This window comes from Bacillus toyonensis BCT-7112 (assembly GCF_000496285.1).
In the GTDB taxonomy this organism is placed as follows: Bacteria; Bacillota; Bacilli; order Bacillales; family Bacillaceae_G; genus Bacillus_A; species Bacillus_A toyonensis.
Genome location: NC_022781.1, coordinates 3,620,533 through 3,638,162 on the forward strand (window position 1 = coordinate 3,620,533; position 17,630 = coordinate 3,638,162).

Below are 17,630 nucleotides of genomic sequence, written 5' to 3' on the forward strand. Positions count from 1 at the left end.
GAATGAAAAAGAAAATTGCAGAATATGAAGTTGGTGAACAAGTCGATGTTTTCTTGTTAATTAAAACAGCGACAAAAGGTCTCGCAAGTAATGGAAAGCCGTTTTTAACAGTAATTTTACAAGATCCAAGTGGAGATATTGAAGCGAAGCTATGGGATGTATCACCGGAAGTTGAGAAACAATATGTAGCAGAAACAATCGTTAAAGTAGCTGGAGATATTTTAAACTATAAAGGACGTATTCAATTACGTGTGAAACAAATTCGAGTTGCGAATGAAAATGAAGTAACAGATATTTCGGACTTCGTAGAAAAAGCACCAGTGAAAAAAGAAGATATGGTTGAGAAAATTACGCAATACATATTTGAAATGAGAAACCCGAACATTCAGCGTCTAACAAGACATTTATTAAATAAGCATCAAAATGAGTTTTTAGAATATCCAGCAGCGACGAAAAATCATCACGAGTTCGTATCTGGACTAGCTTATCACGTTGTATCGATGCTAGATTTAGCAAAAGCTATCTCGGCTCTATACCCATCGTTAGATAAAGACTTACTATATGCAGGCGTTATTTTACATGATCTTGGTAAAGTAATTGAGCTATCTGGTCCAATTTCTACAACGTATACGTTAGAAGGAAATTTACTAGGCCACATTTCTATCATGGTGAACGAAATTGGGAAAGCAGCAGACGAATTGCAAATTGATGCAGAAGAAGTATTAATCTTGCAGCACATCGTCCTTTCTCACCACGGAAAAGCAGAATGGGGTAGCCCAAAACCACCATTAGTAAAAGAAGCAGAAATTCTGCACTACATCGACAACTTAGATGCAAAAATGAACATGATGGACCGCGCATTAGGACGTACAAAACCAGGCGAATACACAGAGCGTGTCTTCGCACTTGATAATCGTTCATTCTATAAACCGACGTTCCATAATTAAGATTGTAAATAGAATGGCCTCATTAAGCGTTAAAAGCTTAGTGAGGCTGTTTTTGTATTAAAAATTAAATGAAATAGTTAAGAAGTACGCATGGGGTTAACGAAGAACGATTAAAACATATCTCACCACTAGAATGGGAGCATATCAACTTTAATATGGCAGATACTTAGAATCGCTTCAGCCTGTACAATAGGCCTAAAAATAAGAGTTGAAATTTGTTTAGCATATATTTTGGTTAAAAGGTGGGAGGGATCCCTATATAAAAAAGACACCCTAAGGTGCCTTTCCTCGACTAGATCGGAGTACCGCCAGCATTTCAGAAAAAATACAATAAGCTGTCCATATGGGCAGCTTATTTACATAATTCTCGTTCTCGGAAGTTGATCTTGTAGCGTTCTTTCTCGTAATTCACTATGTTTTCCAAAGAAAATAGTGAAAGGCAAGGCGCTGAATACATTTACAAAATGACAAAACTGTAAGAATACACGAATGTTTGTAAGAAAGTTCGATGTTTTCCTTTTTCTTTTTTTATTATAGTGAAAAAGAAGAACGAAATATTCTCTTATGTAGGAAAGGAAGATAATAATGATTGATCTATTAAATAAATGGATGTTAGAAAGTACAGGCAATTTCAATATCGTTGTAGGACTTACAGCACTTCTATTTTTGGGTTCAGTAATTGCACTTATTATTATTTACAAAAAAATTGGTAAACCATATGAAAGAACAAATGCTATTTATTTAAAAATTACTTCTCGTATGTTTACTATTCAGATTCTAATGAATGCTATATTTATTTCTTTAGTTGGTAAAGATATTGAGAATTTCCGTCAAATCTTTATATTATTTGAAGCTTTTGTATTCTTTATTGGAGCTATTTATTCGTTTAAATTATATAAACAGGAATACAAATAATCCACTTATAAGAAACAATAAAAAATGTAAACTTTTCATTTTTAGTTAACCGTATATTCTATACATATGGGGTTAACATAACGTCTCATTATGAGGAGTCAATCTATCTAGAAACCTAGAAAAGCCCCTTCAGATTTTCTCAAGGGGCTTTTCGTTCATATAATCAGTGTTATCGGTAGTTAGGTCTCTTTAGTTGAATGGGAATATTTTGATCCAGTAGAAGAACGCAAAACCTCCAGCTACAAATAAAGCAGCTAAAATGAATGTTATTAGAGGTATTTTATTTTTCATACTTCCCTCCCCTTTTTCCTAATTGTACCATTTAGAGGAAGTGATATGTTGTATAATTTTGGTTGTATATGATATTCATGTAAGGTTAACATAACGTCTTATTATCGGTAGCAAGGACAAGGAGGAACCCCTATTCTCACAAGGGAACTTCCTTTTTTTGTTTTATGGATCTATGCATTTTTTAATACATTACTATCCTGGAGCGGCTTTAGAGTCCTCGTTTGTTGCTGAATTAGCTGAAAAACAGTATAAGATCTTGCATACTCTTAGCGTGTTTTTTCAAAAATGCTGGCGATATCCTACATCCATCAACTTATGAATTTTATAATGTCCTCAAACCAAGAACCTCGCGTGTTTTTAGTCCAAGAACGTTAGGTTATTAGATCTTAAAAGAACAGCCCTTCAAAATAAGGGATAGCACTAACAAAATCTATATTTTCTAGTTTATGGGGAATGTTTATTGTGATAAAATATCAGAAAAATCAAATAACATAAAGGAGATTAGGAATATGAACATATTAGAAAAAATTAAAGAAAACGTTTCAAAGGTTATTGTAGGAAAGGAAGGAGTAATTGATTTAGCGATGATTGCATTAGTTGCAAATGGACATGTTTTATTAGAAGACGTACCAGGAACAGGGAAAACAACATTAGCCAAAACTCTTGCGAAAAGTATTGATGGGGCTTTTTAGCGTGTTCAATTTACATCGGATACGTTGCCGGGTGATGTAGTAGGATTAGAATACTTTGATATGAAAGAAAGTGATTTTAAAACGAGTAGGCTATGCACCAGAAGATCTTCTCTGAGTTAGTATCTCTCATTTGTGGTAGGAAGAAAAATAATATAACTCCTCATCGCCATCAGATTAAGAATTTCATTATTCTCCAAAACGACAAAAGTACACTGAATTCTCATAAACAACCAACTGTGGTGAGATAAAATTTTTGTTTTGGGGCATGGGGAGCCTGGAGTCTTTAGCTTGATAGTGATGTGACGCTATCCCACATAGAGATTAATGATTTTACACCCTAAATGTTATTTAACTAAAAAAATATCTCAAATTCAAGATTTTTTACTTGCTTTTTAATCACTTGAGTTGTAAAGTGATAGTAACGAAAGCAAATGAGTCACCTGAAAAACATATACTCAGTTACTTTCGGTTTACAAGACAAAGTAATTTATGAATGAATTCAATGCAGCTTATTTAGTAAACACTACGACTAAGTTATAAAAACATAATGAGAATAAATTGAAAAGCTAAGAAGCATATTATTTTTTTGTTGTCACTTGACTAGTAAAATGAAACGGAGGAATGACCGATGTATGAAATTAAAGGGCATCATCACATTTCAATGGTTACGAAAAACGCAAATGAAAATAATCACTTTTATAAAAACATGCTTGGTTTACGTCGTGTGAAAATGACGGTAAATCAAGACGATCCGTCAATGTATCACTTATTTTATGGAGATAAAACAGGAAGCCCAGGTACGGAGCTATCATTTTTTGAAATTCCTTTAGTAGGAAAAACATATCGTGGTACGAATGCGATTACTCGAATTGGATTACTCGTTCCGTCAGAGGACAGTTTGCAATACTGGAAAGAACGATTTGAGGAATTTGGTGTGGAACATAGTGAAATGACAACATATGCAAATCGTCCTGCTTTGAAATTTGAGGATTTTGAAGGACTTCGTTTCGTACTACTCGTTTCAAACGGCGAAAAAGTGGAGCATTGGGAGACGTGGGAGAAATCAGAAGTTCCTGCAAAGTATCAAATTCAAGGAATGGGTGCTGTGGAAATGACAGTGCGTAGACTTGATAAAATGGCGAGTACACTTACAGAGATGTTTGGTTATACAGAGGTTAGCCGAAATGACGAAGAAGCAATTTTTCAGTCTATTAAAGGAGAGGCCTTTGGGGAAATCGTTGTGAAATATTTGGACGGTCCTTCTGAAAAGCCGGGCCGCGGTAGCATTCACCATTTAGCGATTCGTGTGAAAAACGATGCAGAGCTTGCTTATTGGGAAGAACAGGTGAAACAAAGAGGTTTCCATTCTTCAGGAATCATTGACCGCTTCTATTTTAAAAGCTTATATTTCCGTGAATCAAACGGAATTCTATTTGAAATTGCGACAGATGGACCAGGATTTACAGTTGATGGAGATGTGGAGCATTTAGGAGAAAAACTTGATTTACCACCGTTCTTAGAAGATCAGCGAGCAGAAATTGAAGCAAATTTAGCTCCGATTGAAGAGAAGTAATAGAAGAAAAAATACAAATTTAATATATAAATGAAAACCATTGGAGGAATATAAAATGAACCAATTAAAAGGAATTCATCACGTTACAGCGATTACAAGTAGTGCAGAAAAGAACTATGAATTTTTCACTCATGTTTTAGGAATGCGTTTAGTTAAAAAAACGGTAAACCAAGATGATATTCAAACGTACCATTTATTCTTTGCAGATGATAAAGGTAGTGCCGGAACAGATATGACATTCTTTGACTTCCCAGGTGTTCCAAAAGGAGTACACGGTACAAATGAAATTTCAAAAACTTCATTCCGTGTTCCAACGGATGCAGCATTATCATATTGGGTGAAACGCTTTGATCGTCTTGAAGTGGAACATACAGGAATTAAAGAGCAATTTGGTAAGAAAACTCTTTCTTTCGTTGATTTTGATGATCAACACTATCAATTAATCTCGGATGAAGTTGATAAAGGGGTAGAATCAGGTACACCGTGGCAAAACGGGCCAGTGCCATTAGAATATGCAATTACTGGTTTAGGACCTGTATTTATTCGTATCGCAAACTTTAGTTTCTTTAAAGAAGTGTTAGAAAAAGTTCTATTATTTAAAGAGATTGCTCAAGAAGGAGAATTCTATTTATTTGAAGTGAATGAAGGTGGAAACGGTGCATCTGTCATTGTAGAACATAATACAGTTCTTCCTGAAGCACAACAAGGTTTTGGTACAGTTCACCATGCTGCATTCCGTGTAGAAGATCGCGCTGTATTAGAAGAATGGATTGAAAGAATAGGTAGCGTTGGTCTCCCTTCATCTGGTTATGTAAATCGTCACTTCTTCGAGTCATTATACGCAAGAGTTGCACCGCAAATTTTATTTGAATTCGCAACAGACGGTCCTGGTTTTATGGGAGATGAGCCATACGAAACACTTGGAGAAAAATTATCTTTACCTCCATTCCTAGAGCCAAAACGTGAAGAAATTGAAAAATTAGTTCGTCCAATTGATACAGTGAGAAGTACAAAGGAATTTATTAAAGAGTAAAAATAGAGATAATAAGTAGGAGAGCAAGTAGTTTTAGCGAATAGCTGAAATTGCTTGCTTTTTTATTGGTCGATAAAAATTCTGATAATTATTTCTCAAGTTTTGTAATAGGAAATGTTTAGTATAATAACAATAAAATATTAAAAATTCTGATAATAATTTTTCAATACATGCTAATGGGCGATGATATACAATTTGAATAATTGTATAAATATCCCAAATTTATAAATTGGGGCAAGGGGGACGCGAGGTATGGGAGCAGATGTAGTAACGAAGGAGCAAATGAAACATTTTTTAGATGATTGGTATCGTGTAATGTTGCAGCAACATATAGAGAAAGCTACAGAAATGAAAGAGGAGATTGATAGTAAGATTAGTGGTTTGGAAGTTGATCAAGATGTATCGCTTTATCATGCGTTATTGAAATTTAGATATGATGCATTAGTTGATTGGATTGCAGTTAGAGAAGATAGTTTTGATAAAGTAGAATCTTTCGAAATTCCGACAGAAGGCTTTCTAGCGTATTACTATCACTTCTTTAAAGGATTTCATTGTACATTAATTTCAAATTATAACGAAGCGAAAGAACAGTATGAAAAAGCTGAGAAGTTATTGAAATATATTGCAGATCCGATAGAGCATGCGGAGTTTAATTATCGAATGGGGAACTTTCATTATCATTCCTATCAACAAATTAATGCGATTGATTATTTGAAAAAGGCAAAAGAAGATTTTATGAAGCAATCAGGATATGAGGTTAATTTTGCCTTATGCGAGAATATTTTAGGGTTATGCTATGTTGATTTAAATCAATTTGAGTTAGCAGAGGAGATATTTAATAATTCCTTAAATGTTTTTCAACAAATTAATCATGAAAAATATATTTTAATGGTTAGAAATAACTTAGGGTTGCTATATGCAAATCAGAATTTATCTGAGTTAGCCATTCGCCATTTATCCGAAGTAACAAAGAAAGCTCCTAATCATTTTAGGGCGCTGTACTTGGAGGCTGATGAATATTTAAAAATAAAAGAATTTGAAAAAGCGAGTGCCATAATAAGTAAAGGATTGCATATTTGTAATCAGTTGAAGAATCAAGAATATCAATACCGATTCATGGTTTTAAATGAAATGAATACAAATATTGATGCATTAGAAGAGGTTGTTATAGCAGGTATTTCTTACTTTGAAAGAGAAGAGTTATTTGACTGTATTCAGGAATATACAGAACGCTTAGCAGATAAATTTTATGATATAAACAATCATGAAAAGGCTAGTAAATATTATCGTATGAGTAAAGAAGCGAGGCAAAAACAGATGACAAAAGGGGCGTTAAAGTAATGAAAAAAATTGTGTTAACAGTAATTGGATTTGCATTTACTTTCTCAGTTTTAGGTTCCCATGATTTTAATGCTATTGCTCTTAATAAGGGAGATACAGGTGGAGCGCCAGCAGGACCAGAGTATTCTGGTTTTAATAAGGGAGATACAGGTGGAGCACCTGCAGATAATAGAGGCGACGGCGGCGGAGTAAGCCAACTATAATAAAAATAAAGAAGGGACTTCATATGGAAGTCCCTTCTTTATTTTTTGGCCATGCAGAGAAAAAAATTGACTTACTTTTCATATGTAACTATAATAGTTACAAAATAACCATCAGTAATAGAGATGAGTTATATTTTTTTAATATAATTGTAACTGATTTAGTTACAATTAAAAAATCAATCATAAAACAACCAAAAAATGTAAAAACTTTAAATAGCAACATGAGAAAGGAGACGGAAATTTTGAAACGGTTTAAGTTTTATATGATTAGCGGTATTGTGCTTGTTTTGTTAGTAGTATGTAACTTCGTCGATAAGCCGATTGCGAAGGTTAGAGAAGTGAAAGATACTGTTATGATGAAGCTGAATACGAAAGAGAGTATGGCACAGATTGATGGGCAGACGATTTACTTTAAGCAAATTGGTGAGGGGAAGCCGCCTTTACTTATGCTTCATGGATTTGGTGGTTCTTCAGATGGGTTTAGTGATATTTATCCGGAACTTGCGAGAGATCATACGATTATTGCAGTTGATATTTTAGGATTTGGGCGTTCTTCTAAGCCGGTTGATTTTCAGTATTCGTTTCCTGCGCAAGTGAATTTATATTATAAGTTAATGAAGAAGCTCGGATACGATCAGTTTGCGGTACTTGGTCATTCGATGGGGGGAGAGATGTCCCTTAATTTAGCGTATTTATATCCGGACGCAGTGACACATCTCATTTTGGCGGATTCTACAGGGATCGAGTCTTTCCAGCAAAAAGAAAGTTATGAAGTGCCGCCGCTATCAACGGATCTTCAAACTGTAACAGAGATTACGGATTATAATAAAAATGAAGTGAAAAATAGTCGTGATGATAAAGAGCATTACGATCAGCTTACGAAAATGAGAGAGCGCCGCATTGCGATGGAGGCCGATAAAATTAAAGTACCGACTTTAATTATATGGGGACGACATGATAAGAGCGTTTCTTGGAAAAACGGTGAGCTGTATCATCAGTTATTTACAAATAGTACATTTCATATTATTGAAAAAGGATACCATGCTCCGTTCCGCCAGGAGCCAATCGAATTTATGGAATATGTACAAGCATTTTTCTCAAAGCATCCACAATAAAAAGTTTTTAAGCATAAATCCACTTCTTTCCTCATACAGTGAAACTAATAAGGCTTGTCTAAGGAAAGGAATGAAGTGATTTGGAAATTTTACCATGGTGGGTTTATCTTGTAATTGTTGGGATTGTACTAAGTGGCTACATGGTTTTATATACTTCAAAAAAAGAGCAAGAGATGGATAATGAGTTTATTGAAAAAGAAGGCGAAGTATATATGAAACGTTTAGAAGAAGAGCGTGAGAAACGTAATCAGGATAGTGATAAGGATTCGGTATTACTTTAATAGAAACTTTTGAAGAAGAGAAAAGAGTTTAGTTTCTCTTCTTTTTATTGTTCGGGAAATTATTATAGAAGAAAAATATAAAAAATTTGCATGACATAAAGTGCGCAATGGCTCTATGTTAAGGTGTAACGCATAAGTTGCGTAGGTTATGCAACGATAACTAGCTTTACTCTTCATCATTTATTTGACCATACTAGGCGTAGAGAGGTGATAAACACAGTATGATCTTTAGTGAGCGTTTAAAAGAAGAACGAGAAAAACGGAATTGGTCCCAAAATGATTTGGCTGAAAAACTTCATGTAAGTAGGCAATCTGTTTCGAAATGGGAGACGGGAAAGAACTATCCGAGCATTGAAATTATTATTCATTTAAGTGATTTGTTCGGTATTACGATTGATGAGCTATTGAGGAGTGATGAAGAGTTGACACAGAAAGTTATTGAAGATAGTAAGCAATTGGCATATCCAAAATGGAAGGTGTTTTTTGATAGTTTATTTATGATGGGCGTATTTTTGTTTGTTACAAAAATCGTTGTGTGGATGTTAAATAAGTTTGCAGGAGCGAGCATTACAATTGTAGCAGACGCACCGTATATGATGAACTTTCTACCTCTTATATTAATGATCGTAGGTGGCACGGTTTCTGATAAGTTGAAGAAAAGATATAAATAGAGGAAAGGTTTGAAAGAAATTCCCTACACTAGCTGTTCTTTTCATATAAATTGTGTACTATAAAGGATAGGATGATATAAAGAAGGGGACATTTAGAATGGAATTTCATGAACAAAAGATTTTGCCAGCAGTGAGGCAAATTAAAGACTTGGAAAAGCTATTACATAGTTCGTATGAATATATTGTTATTTTAGATATTCATGTTGGTCAATTGAAGAGTGTTGTTTCACTCGCGAAGCAACACGGTAAAAAGGTGTTTTTACATGTTGATTTGATCCATGGGTTACAAAGTGATGGGCATGCGACGGAGTTTTTATGCCAAGAATATAAACCGTACGGGTTATTGTCAACAAAGGCGAGCGTAATTATGAAGGCGAAGCAAAAGGGTGTCGTCTCCATTCAACGCATCTTTTTGATTGATTCTAGTGCGATGGAAAAGAGCTGTAATTTGTTAGAAAAGACGAAACCGGATTATATAGAGGTGCTTCCTGGTGCGCTAACGGATGTGATCGCTGAAGTGAAAGAGCGTACAGGTGTACCGATTTTAGCGGGTGGTTTTATTCGTACTGTGGAGGATGTTGAAAGAGCTTTACATGCTGGTGCGACAGCGATTACGACATCGAAAAAAGAATTATGGAAACATTACCAAAAAAAGTGACGAAAATGTGAAAAGATTCTGTTGACACCGCTTTCATTAACGGTTAACATTATAGACAAGTTAATAAACGTGACGGAGAAAAGAAGAGATCCACATTTCATTGTTTCTATATACTTTTATATAGAAGCGTGTAAGCTGTGGATCTTTTTCTTTTGAAAAAAACGAATGGCCATTCATTTTACCTCTATCACATTTGAAAGCATTTAAATTGATTGTGGAGGGATTTTATGTCAGCATTTTTAGGGGAATTAATAGGGACAGCGTTGTTAATCGTACTTGGTGGCGGCGTTTGTGCTGGTGTAAGTTTAAAGAAGTCGTTTGCGAAAGATTCTGGTTGGATTGTAATTACAATGGGCTGGGGCTTAGCGGTAGCGGTTGCAGCGTATGCGGTTGGATCAATTAGTGGGGCACATTTGAATCCAGCTTTAACGATAGGACTAGCATTTAAGGGAGCGTTCCCATGGAGTGACGTACCAGGTTATATCGCAGCACAAATGATTGGGGCAATTATCGGGGCAATTATCGTATATTTACACTATTTACCACATTGGAAAGAAACAGAAGATCCAGGAACAAAGTTAGGCGTATTTGCAACAGGTCCAGCAATTCCGAACACATTTGCAAACCTTTTAAGTGAAATGATTGGAACATTCGTTTTAGTATTTGGTATATTAGCAATTGGAGCAAATAAATTTGCAGATGGATTAAATCCATTTATCGTAGGTTTCTTAATTGTAAGTATTGGTTTATCATTAGGTGGAACAACAGGATACGCAATCAACCCGGCTCGTGATTTAGGTCCGCGTATTGCGCACTTCTTCCTTCCGATTGCAGGAAAAGGCGGTTCAAACTGGAAGTATGCATGGATTCCAGTAGTTGGTCCGATTTTAGGTGGATCACTTGCAGGTTTATTCCATCAAGTTGTATTTGAAGGAAAACAAAATTCAGCACTTATTTATGTAATTATTGCAACTGTGGTTGTACTAGCAATCTCATATATGACAAGTAAAAAAAGTGGAAGCACTACAAATAATAGAAAAGTAGCATAGGGGGAAACCGATATGAAAAAATATATTCTTTCATTAGACCAAGGAACAACTAGCTCACGCGCAATTCTTTTCAATAAAGCAGGGGAAATCGTTCATTCAGCTCAAAAAGAATTTACGCAACATTTTCCAAAGCCAGGCTGGGTAGAACATAATGCACAAGAAATTTGGGGATCTATTTTAGCAGTTATCGCAACTTGCTTAAGTGAAGCGGATGTAAAACCAGAGCAAATCGCAGGTATCGGTATTACGAACCAACGTGAAACAGCGGTTGTATGGGATAAAACGACTGGTAAACCAATTTATAACGCAATCGTATGGCAATCTCGTCAAACAATGGAGATTTGTGATGAGTTAAAAGAAAAAGGTTATAGCGAAATGGTTCGTGAAAAAACAGGTCTTTTAATTGACGCATACTTCTCTGGTACGAAAGTAAAATGGATTTTAGATAACGTTGAAGGTGCAAGAGAAAAAGCAGAAAACGGTGAGTTATTATTCGGAACAATTGATACGTGGCTTGTATGGAAACTATCTGGTGGTAAAGCGCACGTAACAGACTACTCAAATGCATCACGTACATTAATGTTTAACATTCACGACTTACAGTGGGATGATGAGCTTCTAGACATGTTAACAGTACCAAAGAGCATGCTTCCTGAAGTACGTCCATCATCTGAAATATATGGTGAAACAATTGATTATCACTTCTTCGGTCAAAATATACCGATTGCAGGTGTAGCTGGTGACCAGCAAGCAGCATTATTTGGACAAGCTTGTTTCGGTGAAGGTATGGCGAAAAATACTTACGGAACTGGTTGCTTCATGTTAATGAACACAGGTGAAAAAGCAGTAGCTTCTGAGCACGGTCTATTAACAACAATTGCATGGGGTTTAGATGGTAAAGTAAACTACGCATTAGAAGGAAGTATTTTCGTAGCAGGTTCTGCAATTCAGTGGTTACGTGACGGAATGCGCATGTTTAAAGATGCAAGTGAGAGTGAAGTGTACGCATCACGCGTTGAATCAACTGATGGTGTATACGTTGTACCAGCATTCGTAGGACTCGGAACACCTTACTGGGATAGTGAAGTACGCGGCGCTATGTTTGGCGTAACACGCGGTACGACGAAAGAGCACTTCATTCGTGCGACGCTAGAATCTTTAGCATACCAAACGAAAGATGTACTTTGTGCAATGGAAGCAGATTCAGGTATCGAACTAAATACATTACGCGTTGATGGCGGAGCAGTTAAGAATAACTTCTTAATGAAGTTCCAAAGTGATATTTTAGAAGTTCCTGTAGAGCGTCCAGTGATCAATGAAACGACAGCTTTAGGTGCAGCATACTTAGCAGGTCTTGCGGTTGGATATTGGAAAAACCAAGATGAAATTAAAGCGCAGTGGCATATGGACAAACGCTTTGAACCAACGATGGAAGCGGAAACAAGCGAAGAGCTATATGCTGGATGGAAAAAAGCAATTGAAGCAACAAAAGCTTTCAAATAATCATAAACAGTGTTATAATGATGACAAGTTAATAATTCGGTAGGAGATTTGGAGAGACCACAACACGCTATAGAGGCGAAATCTATAGCGGAGTTCGTGGTCTCTTTTTTCGTTATCAAAGGGAGGAATTACCATGAAATTTTCAAGTAAACAACGTAAAGACGTATTAAACGGAGTAAATAAACAAGAGTTAGATGTGATCGTAATTGGTGGAGGTATTACTGGTTCTGGTATTGCATTAGATGGGGCAACACGCGGGTTATCAACAATTGTGTTTGAAATGCAGGACTTTGCAGCAGGTACATCAAGTCGTTCTACGAAACTTGTACACGGTGGTCTACGTTATTTAAAACAACTTGAAGTGAAAATGGTAGCAGAGGTGGGGAAAGAGCGTGCGATCGTATATGAGAACGGTCCCCATGTAACAACACCAGAGTGGATGTTACTTCCGTTCCATACAGGCGGTACGTTCGGATCATTCAGTACATCAATTGGTCTTCGTGTATACGACTTCTTAGCAGGTGTAAAACGAAGCGAGCGCAGAAAAATGTTTAACCGTGAAGAAACATTAAACAAAGAGCCTCTTGTGAAAAAAGAAGGATTAAAAGGCGGCGGTTACTACGTAGAATATCGTACAGACGATGCGCGTCTTACAATTGAAGTAATGAAAGAAGCAATTGAGCATGGTGCGAAAGCTGTTAACTACGCAAAAGTAGACAGTTTCTTATATAAAGATGGAAAAGTATGCGGTGTACGTGTAATCGATTTACTAGACGGAGAAGTGTACGAAGTTTACGGTAAGAAAATTGTAAACGCAGCTGGTCCTTGGGTAGATACACTTCGTGAAAAAGATAACTCGAAAAAAGGAAAAGTACTTCAGTTATCAAAAGGTGTTCACTTAGTAATTGATCAAAAACGTTTCCCATTAGGTCAAGCAATTTACTTCGATACACCAGATAAACGTATGGTGTTCGCGATTCCTCGTGGCGGAAAAACATACGTAGGTACAACAGATACGTTCTATGATAAAGATGCAGCTGTACCACACATGACAACAGAAGATCGCACATACATTATTAATGCGATTAACTACATGTTCCCAAGCGTGAAAATTACGGAAAAAGATGTTGAATCAAGCTGGGCTGGTGTACGTCCATTAATTTATGAAGAAGGTAAAAATGCATCTGAAATTTCTCGTAAAGATGAAATTTGGACTTCTGAATCTGGTTTAATTACAATCGCTGGTGGTAAATTAACAGGATACCGCAAAATGGCTGAAATGGTAGTAGACTACGTAACAAACTTACTACAAAAAGAAGGTCATAGTGCATATCCGAAGAGTGACACGAAACATATGCCAATCTCTGGTGGACATGTAGATGGTTCACACGGATTCCCAGCATTCGTTGCGAAAAAAGCAGACGAAGGTACGAAATCTGGTTTAACGAAAGCGCAAGCAGAAGAGTTCGCGAAATTCTACGGCTCTAACGTTGACGTACTATTCGACTTAGCGAAAAAACATAAAGACGAAGCGAAAGAATATAACATGCCGCTTGACGTTCTAATCCCACTTGTATACGCAATGGATTACGAAATGACAGCAAAACCGGTAGACTTCTTCGTACGCCGCAGAGGTGCTGTATTCTTCAACATCCACTGGGTATACGAGTGGAAAGAAGCAGTAATCAACTACATGGCTGCGAAACTAGGCTGGAGCAAAGAAGAACAAATGAAATATACAGCTGAACTAGAAAAAGCATTAACAGACGCTGTAATTCCTGTAGATCAACAAGAACAGGCAGCTGCGTTAGCGTAAAATAGAGAACCACCTGAAGGGGAGCCCTTTAGGTGGTTTTTTCTCTTGACTAAAAATAAATAAAATGTGTTACAATGATGATAGAGTATATAGTATGGATTTTGCATAAAATAAAGAAGACAGAAGCCTGAGAAACTTCTGCCTTTGTAACCTAACTTGCTATTGTGGTGGTAGTAGGTGCGGTTATAAGACAATTACATTAACGTTTTAGCCGAGAACCGCCCTTACCTTTTCCACGAAGCAGGGTGGTTCTCGCTTTTTTGTATACAGAAATTAGCCACGGACCGACGTATCTTCTACCGATGACAACGCCAGCTCCGGTTAGGATACCATACACTAATTTGATTACAAACATCGCGATCATTTTATCACCTCCCCCCTTTTTTCAAAATGGAAGAGATGATTACCACACCTACTAGTTATAGCTTATTAAGTTACATTTTAATTGTATTATGTTTTAAAATAGGGAACAAGATATATGGATGAAAATTCCTGTCTTTAAGCAGAGCATTAGTGCGTGGGGACAATAAGCAAATAAAAATTCATAAAAAACGGTATGGACATTGCCAGCCGTATTTTTTTATGAATTTATAAAACTTTTCCATACAGTGCGTCGTCTAATATATGGGAAGGAGGAAATGATGTGGATGAATTAACGATAGAAGCGTTTGAAATAGAAGATAAGGAGGACCTTATCGACGAAATAATGAACAAGTATGGACAAGAAGTCCTGCAGCTTGTGTATTCATATGTGAATAATAAAGAGGTTGCGGAGGATTTAACGCAAGATATATTTGTGAAATGCTATAAATCTCTTCATACATATAAAGGAAATTCGAATGTGAAAACATGGTTATGGAGAATTGCGATTAATCATTGTAAGGACTATTTAAAAAGTTGGTATAACAAAAGAGTTATCGTTACAGAGGATGACTTTACGTATATGGAGAGTCAAAAAGAAAGTGTGGAACAAACTGTTATTCAAAATGCAGAGGATAGTAGGCTTGCTTCTGCAGTAATGAATTTACCGATAAAATATCGAGAAATAATTTATCTATTTTATTATGAAGAATTATCAATTAAAGAGATTGCTAAGGTAATAGAAGTGAAGGAAAACACGATAAAAACAAGACTGAAAAAAGCGAAGGAACTATTGAAGGAAGGATTGGAGGAATAATCAAATGGAAGATCGATTAAAAGGCTTGCGAAAATCAATGGAGAATACAACTTTTAAACATTTGAGTTTTTCTGATCAGCATCGAAAGCGGGTACGCGAAAAAATCAATCAATCGTCCGAAAAGGAAGAAGATATCCTTTTAGCAGTGTTGCAACTTCTTATGAATGAAAAAACAGGTTATGAATTGATGCAGTTACTACGTGGGAGAGGAATTCAAAAATTCGAAGGTGATGAAGGATCTCTATACACTTTATTACATCGTCTAGAACAGAATTGCTTTATCCAATCTAGCTGGGATTACGAAGGAGCTAAATATTATCAATTAAATGATAAAGGAAACAAGATGCTGCGAAAAGCAGAGAAGAATGCTACGAAGGCACGATTTATATTAAAAGGATTAGTACAGGAGTGAGAAAAAATTGAATAAAAAAGGGGAGCATTTTTTAAAAGAAGTTACGAACCATATTAAATCAAAAGAAGCGAAGGACTTAGTTGCAACTGAACTAAACTTTCACTTGAAACAGACGAAGAATATGTGGATGGATAAAGGGTTAAGTGAGGAAGTTGCTGAAGATAAGGCTGTTGAACAAATGGGAAGTCCGATTAAACTTGGGCAAGAGCTTAACAAACTGCATAAGCCAAAGGTTGACTGGTTCCTTATAAGTTTATTAGTAATTGCGATGGGATTAGGGTTCTTGCCTGTTTTAGCTTTTGGACATACAAATGATTTACTAATGAATAAGGTGATTTTTGTTATTCTCGGTGTTGCAACAGCTGTAGGGATGATGCTGATTGATTATCGGAAGTTAGAGAGATTTGGATGGTTGTTTTATACAATTGGGGTACTCACTTTGGTACTGCCAAGGTATTTTTCAAATGATTTAATGAATGGAGAAGCGTTAATAAAAATTGATCCCGTTGCCACTGGATGCTTAATGGCAGTACCATTCTTTCTATTAGCCTGGGCTTCTTTTTTCAATAACGGTAGGTTAAAGATTAGGCATCTTCTAATTTTATATTTATTTTCTTTATATTTATTTTTAACCATATCGATGCTTTCGCCAATTTTTATCTATATCACGATGGTATTCGTTATGCTTTGGTGGAGTAAATTAGGGAAGAAAAAGGCATTGGTTATTACTGTTGTAACAATTTGTTTATTTACTCTCGTTGGTTTATTCTCAGTAAAAGAATATCAAGTAGATAGAATTTTAGGGTATTTAAATCCTGGGCATGATGCAGGTGGCGAAGGATTTATGTATATACTTTTAAAAGAGGTAATGTCTTCAACAGGTTGGTTTGGCGCATCTGAAAATATAAAGCCAATCCCTGCTGCCCATACTGATTTTGTATTTGCAAGTTTGACTTACTATTATGGATATGTGCTTGCGTTAATCCTTGTCTTGATCCTTTCTCTTTTTGTAGTAAGGTTAGTGGTCATATCTTATAAAATAAATGACCGGTATGGTAAATTGCTTCTCATTGGAGGCATGACTCTTTTCGTAGTGCAATTCCTTTATAACGTTGGTATGATTTTAGGTTTATTACCGATTACTGCTATATCCTTACCTTTTATTAGTTATGGATTAACACCAACTGTATTTCATGCGCTTTTAATGGGAATCGTACTAAGTGTATATCGCCGTAAGGGTATGTCATTTAGAATGAAGAGGACACCTTGATGATGATCAAGGTGTTTTTGTTATATGTAAAAAGAATTCACTATTTTGATTAAGTACAAACGTAAATAGATAGCAAAAGAGGGTTATGATAAATAACCCTCTTTTCGTGTTTAAATAAGTGCACTTGCTTTTATAGAAGTACATAATTCAGAACGAGAGATTGATTCAGCTAGTTGTTGTAAATAGGCGTATTCTTCCGCATCTTTTTCAGAAGTGTTAGGATCTAATAAATGAGAAGAAAGAAGTACATCAATTGTCAGTATATCCGAATCATGAGAAATGATTTTATACCCTGCAAATACAGGGTATTTTAAATCTTTTACTTTTTGAATCATCTGATGGAAATTCGTAACGTTTATATTGATTTTTGCTAATGGAAAGCATTTTTCGGTAGGATTCTCGATGGTCTTTCTAATTTTATAATCGTATACGTAGTAGTACTTTTCTTGCTGCTCAAGTGCTTGTAATTCCTTCGTTAATAAGTGGTATTTATCTGTAAGTCCAGTTGTGAGTGCATCGTTTTCTTCTCCAACTACTAATGTGAAAAGTGTTGGTGATGAAATTGAAATGGTGCGGACGTTTAAATCAATAAAAGTGGGGTTCAATTGTAAAATGGTATGTAATTTTTCGGTAGGAAACTCACCGTCATAAATAGCAATGAAATAATGATTCATTTTTCCACT

17 protein-coding genes and 1 pseudogene are annotated in these 17,630 nt (G+C 35.8%); 17 read left to right on the top strand and 1 reads right to left on the bottom strand.

Annotation, left to right across the window (positions count from 1 at the left end; translation table 11 throughout):
• Positions 1–2 precede the first annotated feature (2 nt).
• The 17 genes and pseudogenes from yhaM to BTOYO_RS18585 all read left to right on the top strand — a co-directional run bounded on the left by yhaM (position 3) and on the right by BTOYO_RS18585 (position 16,947).
• Complete coding sequence (yhaM, locus tag BTOYO_RS18505) at positions 3–947, top strand: 3'-5' exoribonuclease YhaM (protein ID WP_000726648.1); 945 nt, start codon at positions 3–5, stop codon at positions 945–947.
• A gap of 585 nt (positions 948–1,532) precedes the next feature.
• A complete protein-coding gene (locus BTOYO_RS18510; protein WP_000566288.1) occupies positions 1,533–1,862 on the top strand; it encodes a hypothetical protein in 330 nt (109 codons plus the stop codon).
• An 800-nt stretch (positions 1,863–2,662) separates the two neighbouring features.
• Positions 2,663–2,929 (top strand): annotated as a pseudogene (locus BTOYO_RS18515) (AAA family ATPase); the annotation flags it as partial.
• Between the two features lie 544 nt (positions 2,930–3,473).
• Positions 3,474–4,418 (top strand): ring-cleaving dioxygenase, encoded by a 945-nt coding sequence (locus BTOYO_RS18520; RefSeq protein WP_000272951.1) that lies wholly within the window; start codon positions 3,474–3,476, stop codon positions 4,416–4,418.
• 55 nt (positions 4,419–4,473) lie between these two features.
• A complete protein-coding gene (locus tag BTOYO_RS18525; protein WP_001072584.1) occupies positions 4,474–5,451 on the top strand; it encodes a ring-cleaving dioxygenase in 978 nt (325 codons plus the stop codon).
• Between the two features lie 252 nt (positions 5,452–5,703).
• Positions 5,704–6,792 carry a response regulator aspartate phosphatase gene (locus BTOYO_RS18530; protein WP_000500567.1) on the top strand — a complete coding sequence of 363 codons (1,089 nt, stop codon included), beginning with the start codon at positions 5,704–5,706 and terminating at the stop codon, positions 6,790–6,792.
• Positions 6,792–6,995: a hypothetical protein gene (locus BTOYO_RS18535; protein ID WP_000725081.1), complete on the top strand. Its 204-nt coding sequence runs from the start codon at positions 6,792–6,794 to the stop codon at positions 6,993–6,995. The genes BTOYO_RS18530 and BTOYO_RS18535 overlap by 1 nt, the downstream gene beginning before the upstream one ends.
• 242 nt (positions 6,996–7,237) lie before the next feature.
• Positions 7,238–8,110, top strand: coding sequence for an alpha/beta fold hydrolase (locus BTOYO_RS18540; protein WP_033657389.1), 873 nt, complete (start codon positions 7,238–7,240; stop codon positions 8,108–8,110).
• 80 nt (positions 8,111–8,190) lie between these two features.
• Positions 8,191–8,391, top strand: coding sequence for a sporulation YhaL family protein (locus BTOYO_RS18545; RefSeq protein WP_000404439.1), 201 nt, complete (start codon positions 8,191–8,193; stop codon positions 8,389–8,391).
• Between the two features lie 221 nt (positions 8,392–8,612).
• Entirely contained in the window at positions 8,613–9,062 is a 450-nt protein-coding gene (locus BTOYO_RS18550) for a helix-turn-helix domain-containing protein (RefSeq protein WP_000577660.1), read from the top strand.
• A gap of 97 nt (positions 9,063–9,159) precedes the next feature.
• Positions 9,160–9,720, top strand: coding sequence for a glycerol uptake operon antiterminator GlpP (glpP, locus tag BTOYO_RS18555; RefSeq protein WP_000394289.1), 561 nt, complete (start codon positions 9,160–9,162; stop codon positions 9,718–9,720).
• A gap of 227 nt (positions 9,721–9,947) precedes the next feature.
• Positions 9,948–10,769, top strand: a complete 822-nt coding sequence (glpF, locus tag BTOYO_RS18560; RefSeq protein ID WP_001272191.1) for a glycerol uptake facilitator protein GlpF — start codon at positions 9,948–9,950, stop codon at positions 10,767–10,769.
• A gap of 12 nt (positions 10,770–10,781) precedes the next feature.
• Positions 10,782–12,272: a glycerol kinase GlpK gene (glpK, locus tag BTOYO_RS18565; RefSeq protein WP_000759975.1), complete on the top strand. Its 1,491-nt coding sequence runs from the start codon at positions 10,782–10,784 to the stop codon at positions 12,270–12,272.
• Between the two features lie 133 nt (positions 12,273–12,405).
• Positions 12,406–14,088 (top strand): aerobic glycerol-3-phosphate dehydrogenase, encoded by a 1,683-nt coding sequence (gene glpD / locus BTOYO_RS18570; RefSeq protein WP_000672820.1) that lies wholly within the window; start codon positions 12,406–12,408, stop codon positions 14,086–14,088.
• A gap of 643 nt (positions 14,089–14,731) precedes the next feature.
• The gene (locus BTOYO_RS18575) at positions 14,732–15,265 is read left to right on the top strand and encodes a sigma-70 family RNA polymerase sigma factor (protein ID WP_000344000.1); all 534 of its coding nucleotides are present in this window, start codon (positions 14,732–14,734) and stop codon (positions 15,263–15,265) included.
• A 4-nt stretch (positions 15,266–15,269) separates the two neighbouring features.
• The gene (locus BTOYO_RS18580) at positions 15,270–15,677 is read left to right on the top strand and encodes a PadR family transcriptional regulator (protein WP_000390175.1); all 408 of its coding nucleotides are present in this window, start codon (positions 15,270–15,272) and stop codon (positions 15,675–15,677) included.
• A 7-nt stretch (positions 15,678–15,684) separates the two neighbouring features.
• A complete protein-coding gene (locus BTOYO_RS18585; RefSeq protein WP_001034607.1) occupies positions 15,685–16,947 on the top strand; it encodes an FtsW/RodA/SpoVE family cell cycle protein in 1,263 nt (420 codons plus the stop codon).
• Between the two features lie 110 nt (positions 16,948–17,057).
• On the opposite strand, the gene BTOYO_RS18590 is transcribed toward BTOYO_RS18585, so the two are convergent.
• Positions 17,058–17,621 (bottom strand): hypothetical protein, encoded by a 564-nt coding sequence (locus BTOYO_RS18590; protein ID WP_001017091.1) that lies wholly within the window; start codon positions 17,619–17,621, stop codon positions 17,058–17,060.
• Between the last annotated feature and the right edge of the window lie 9 nt (positions 17,622–17,630).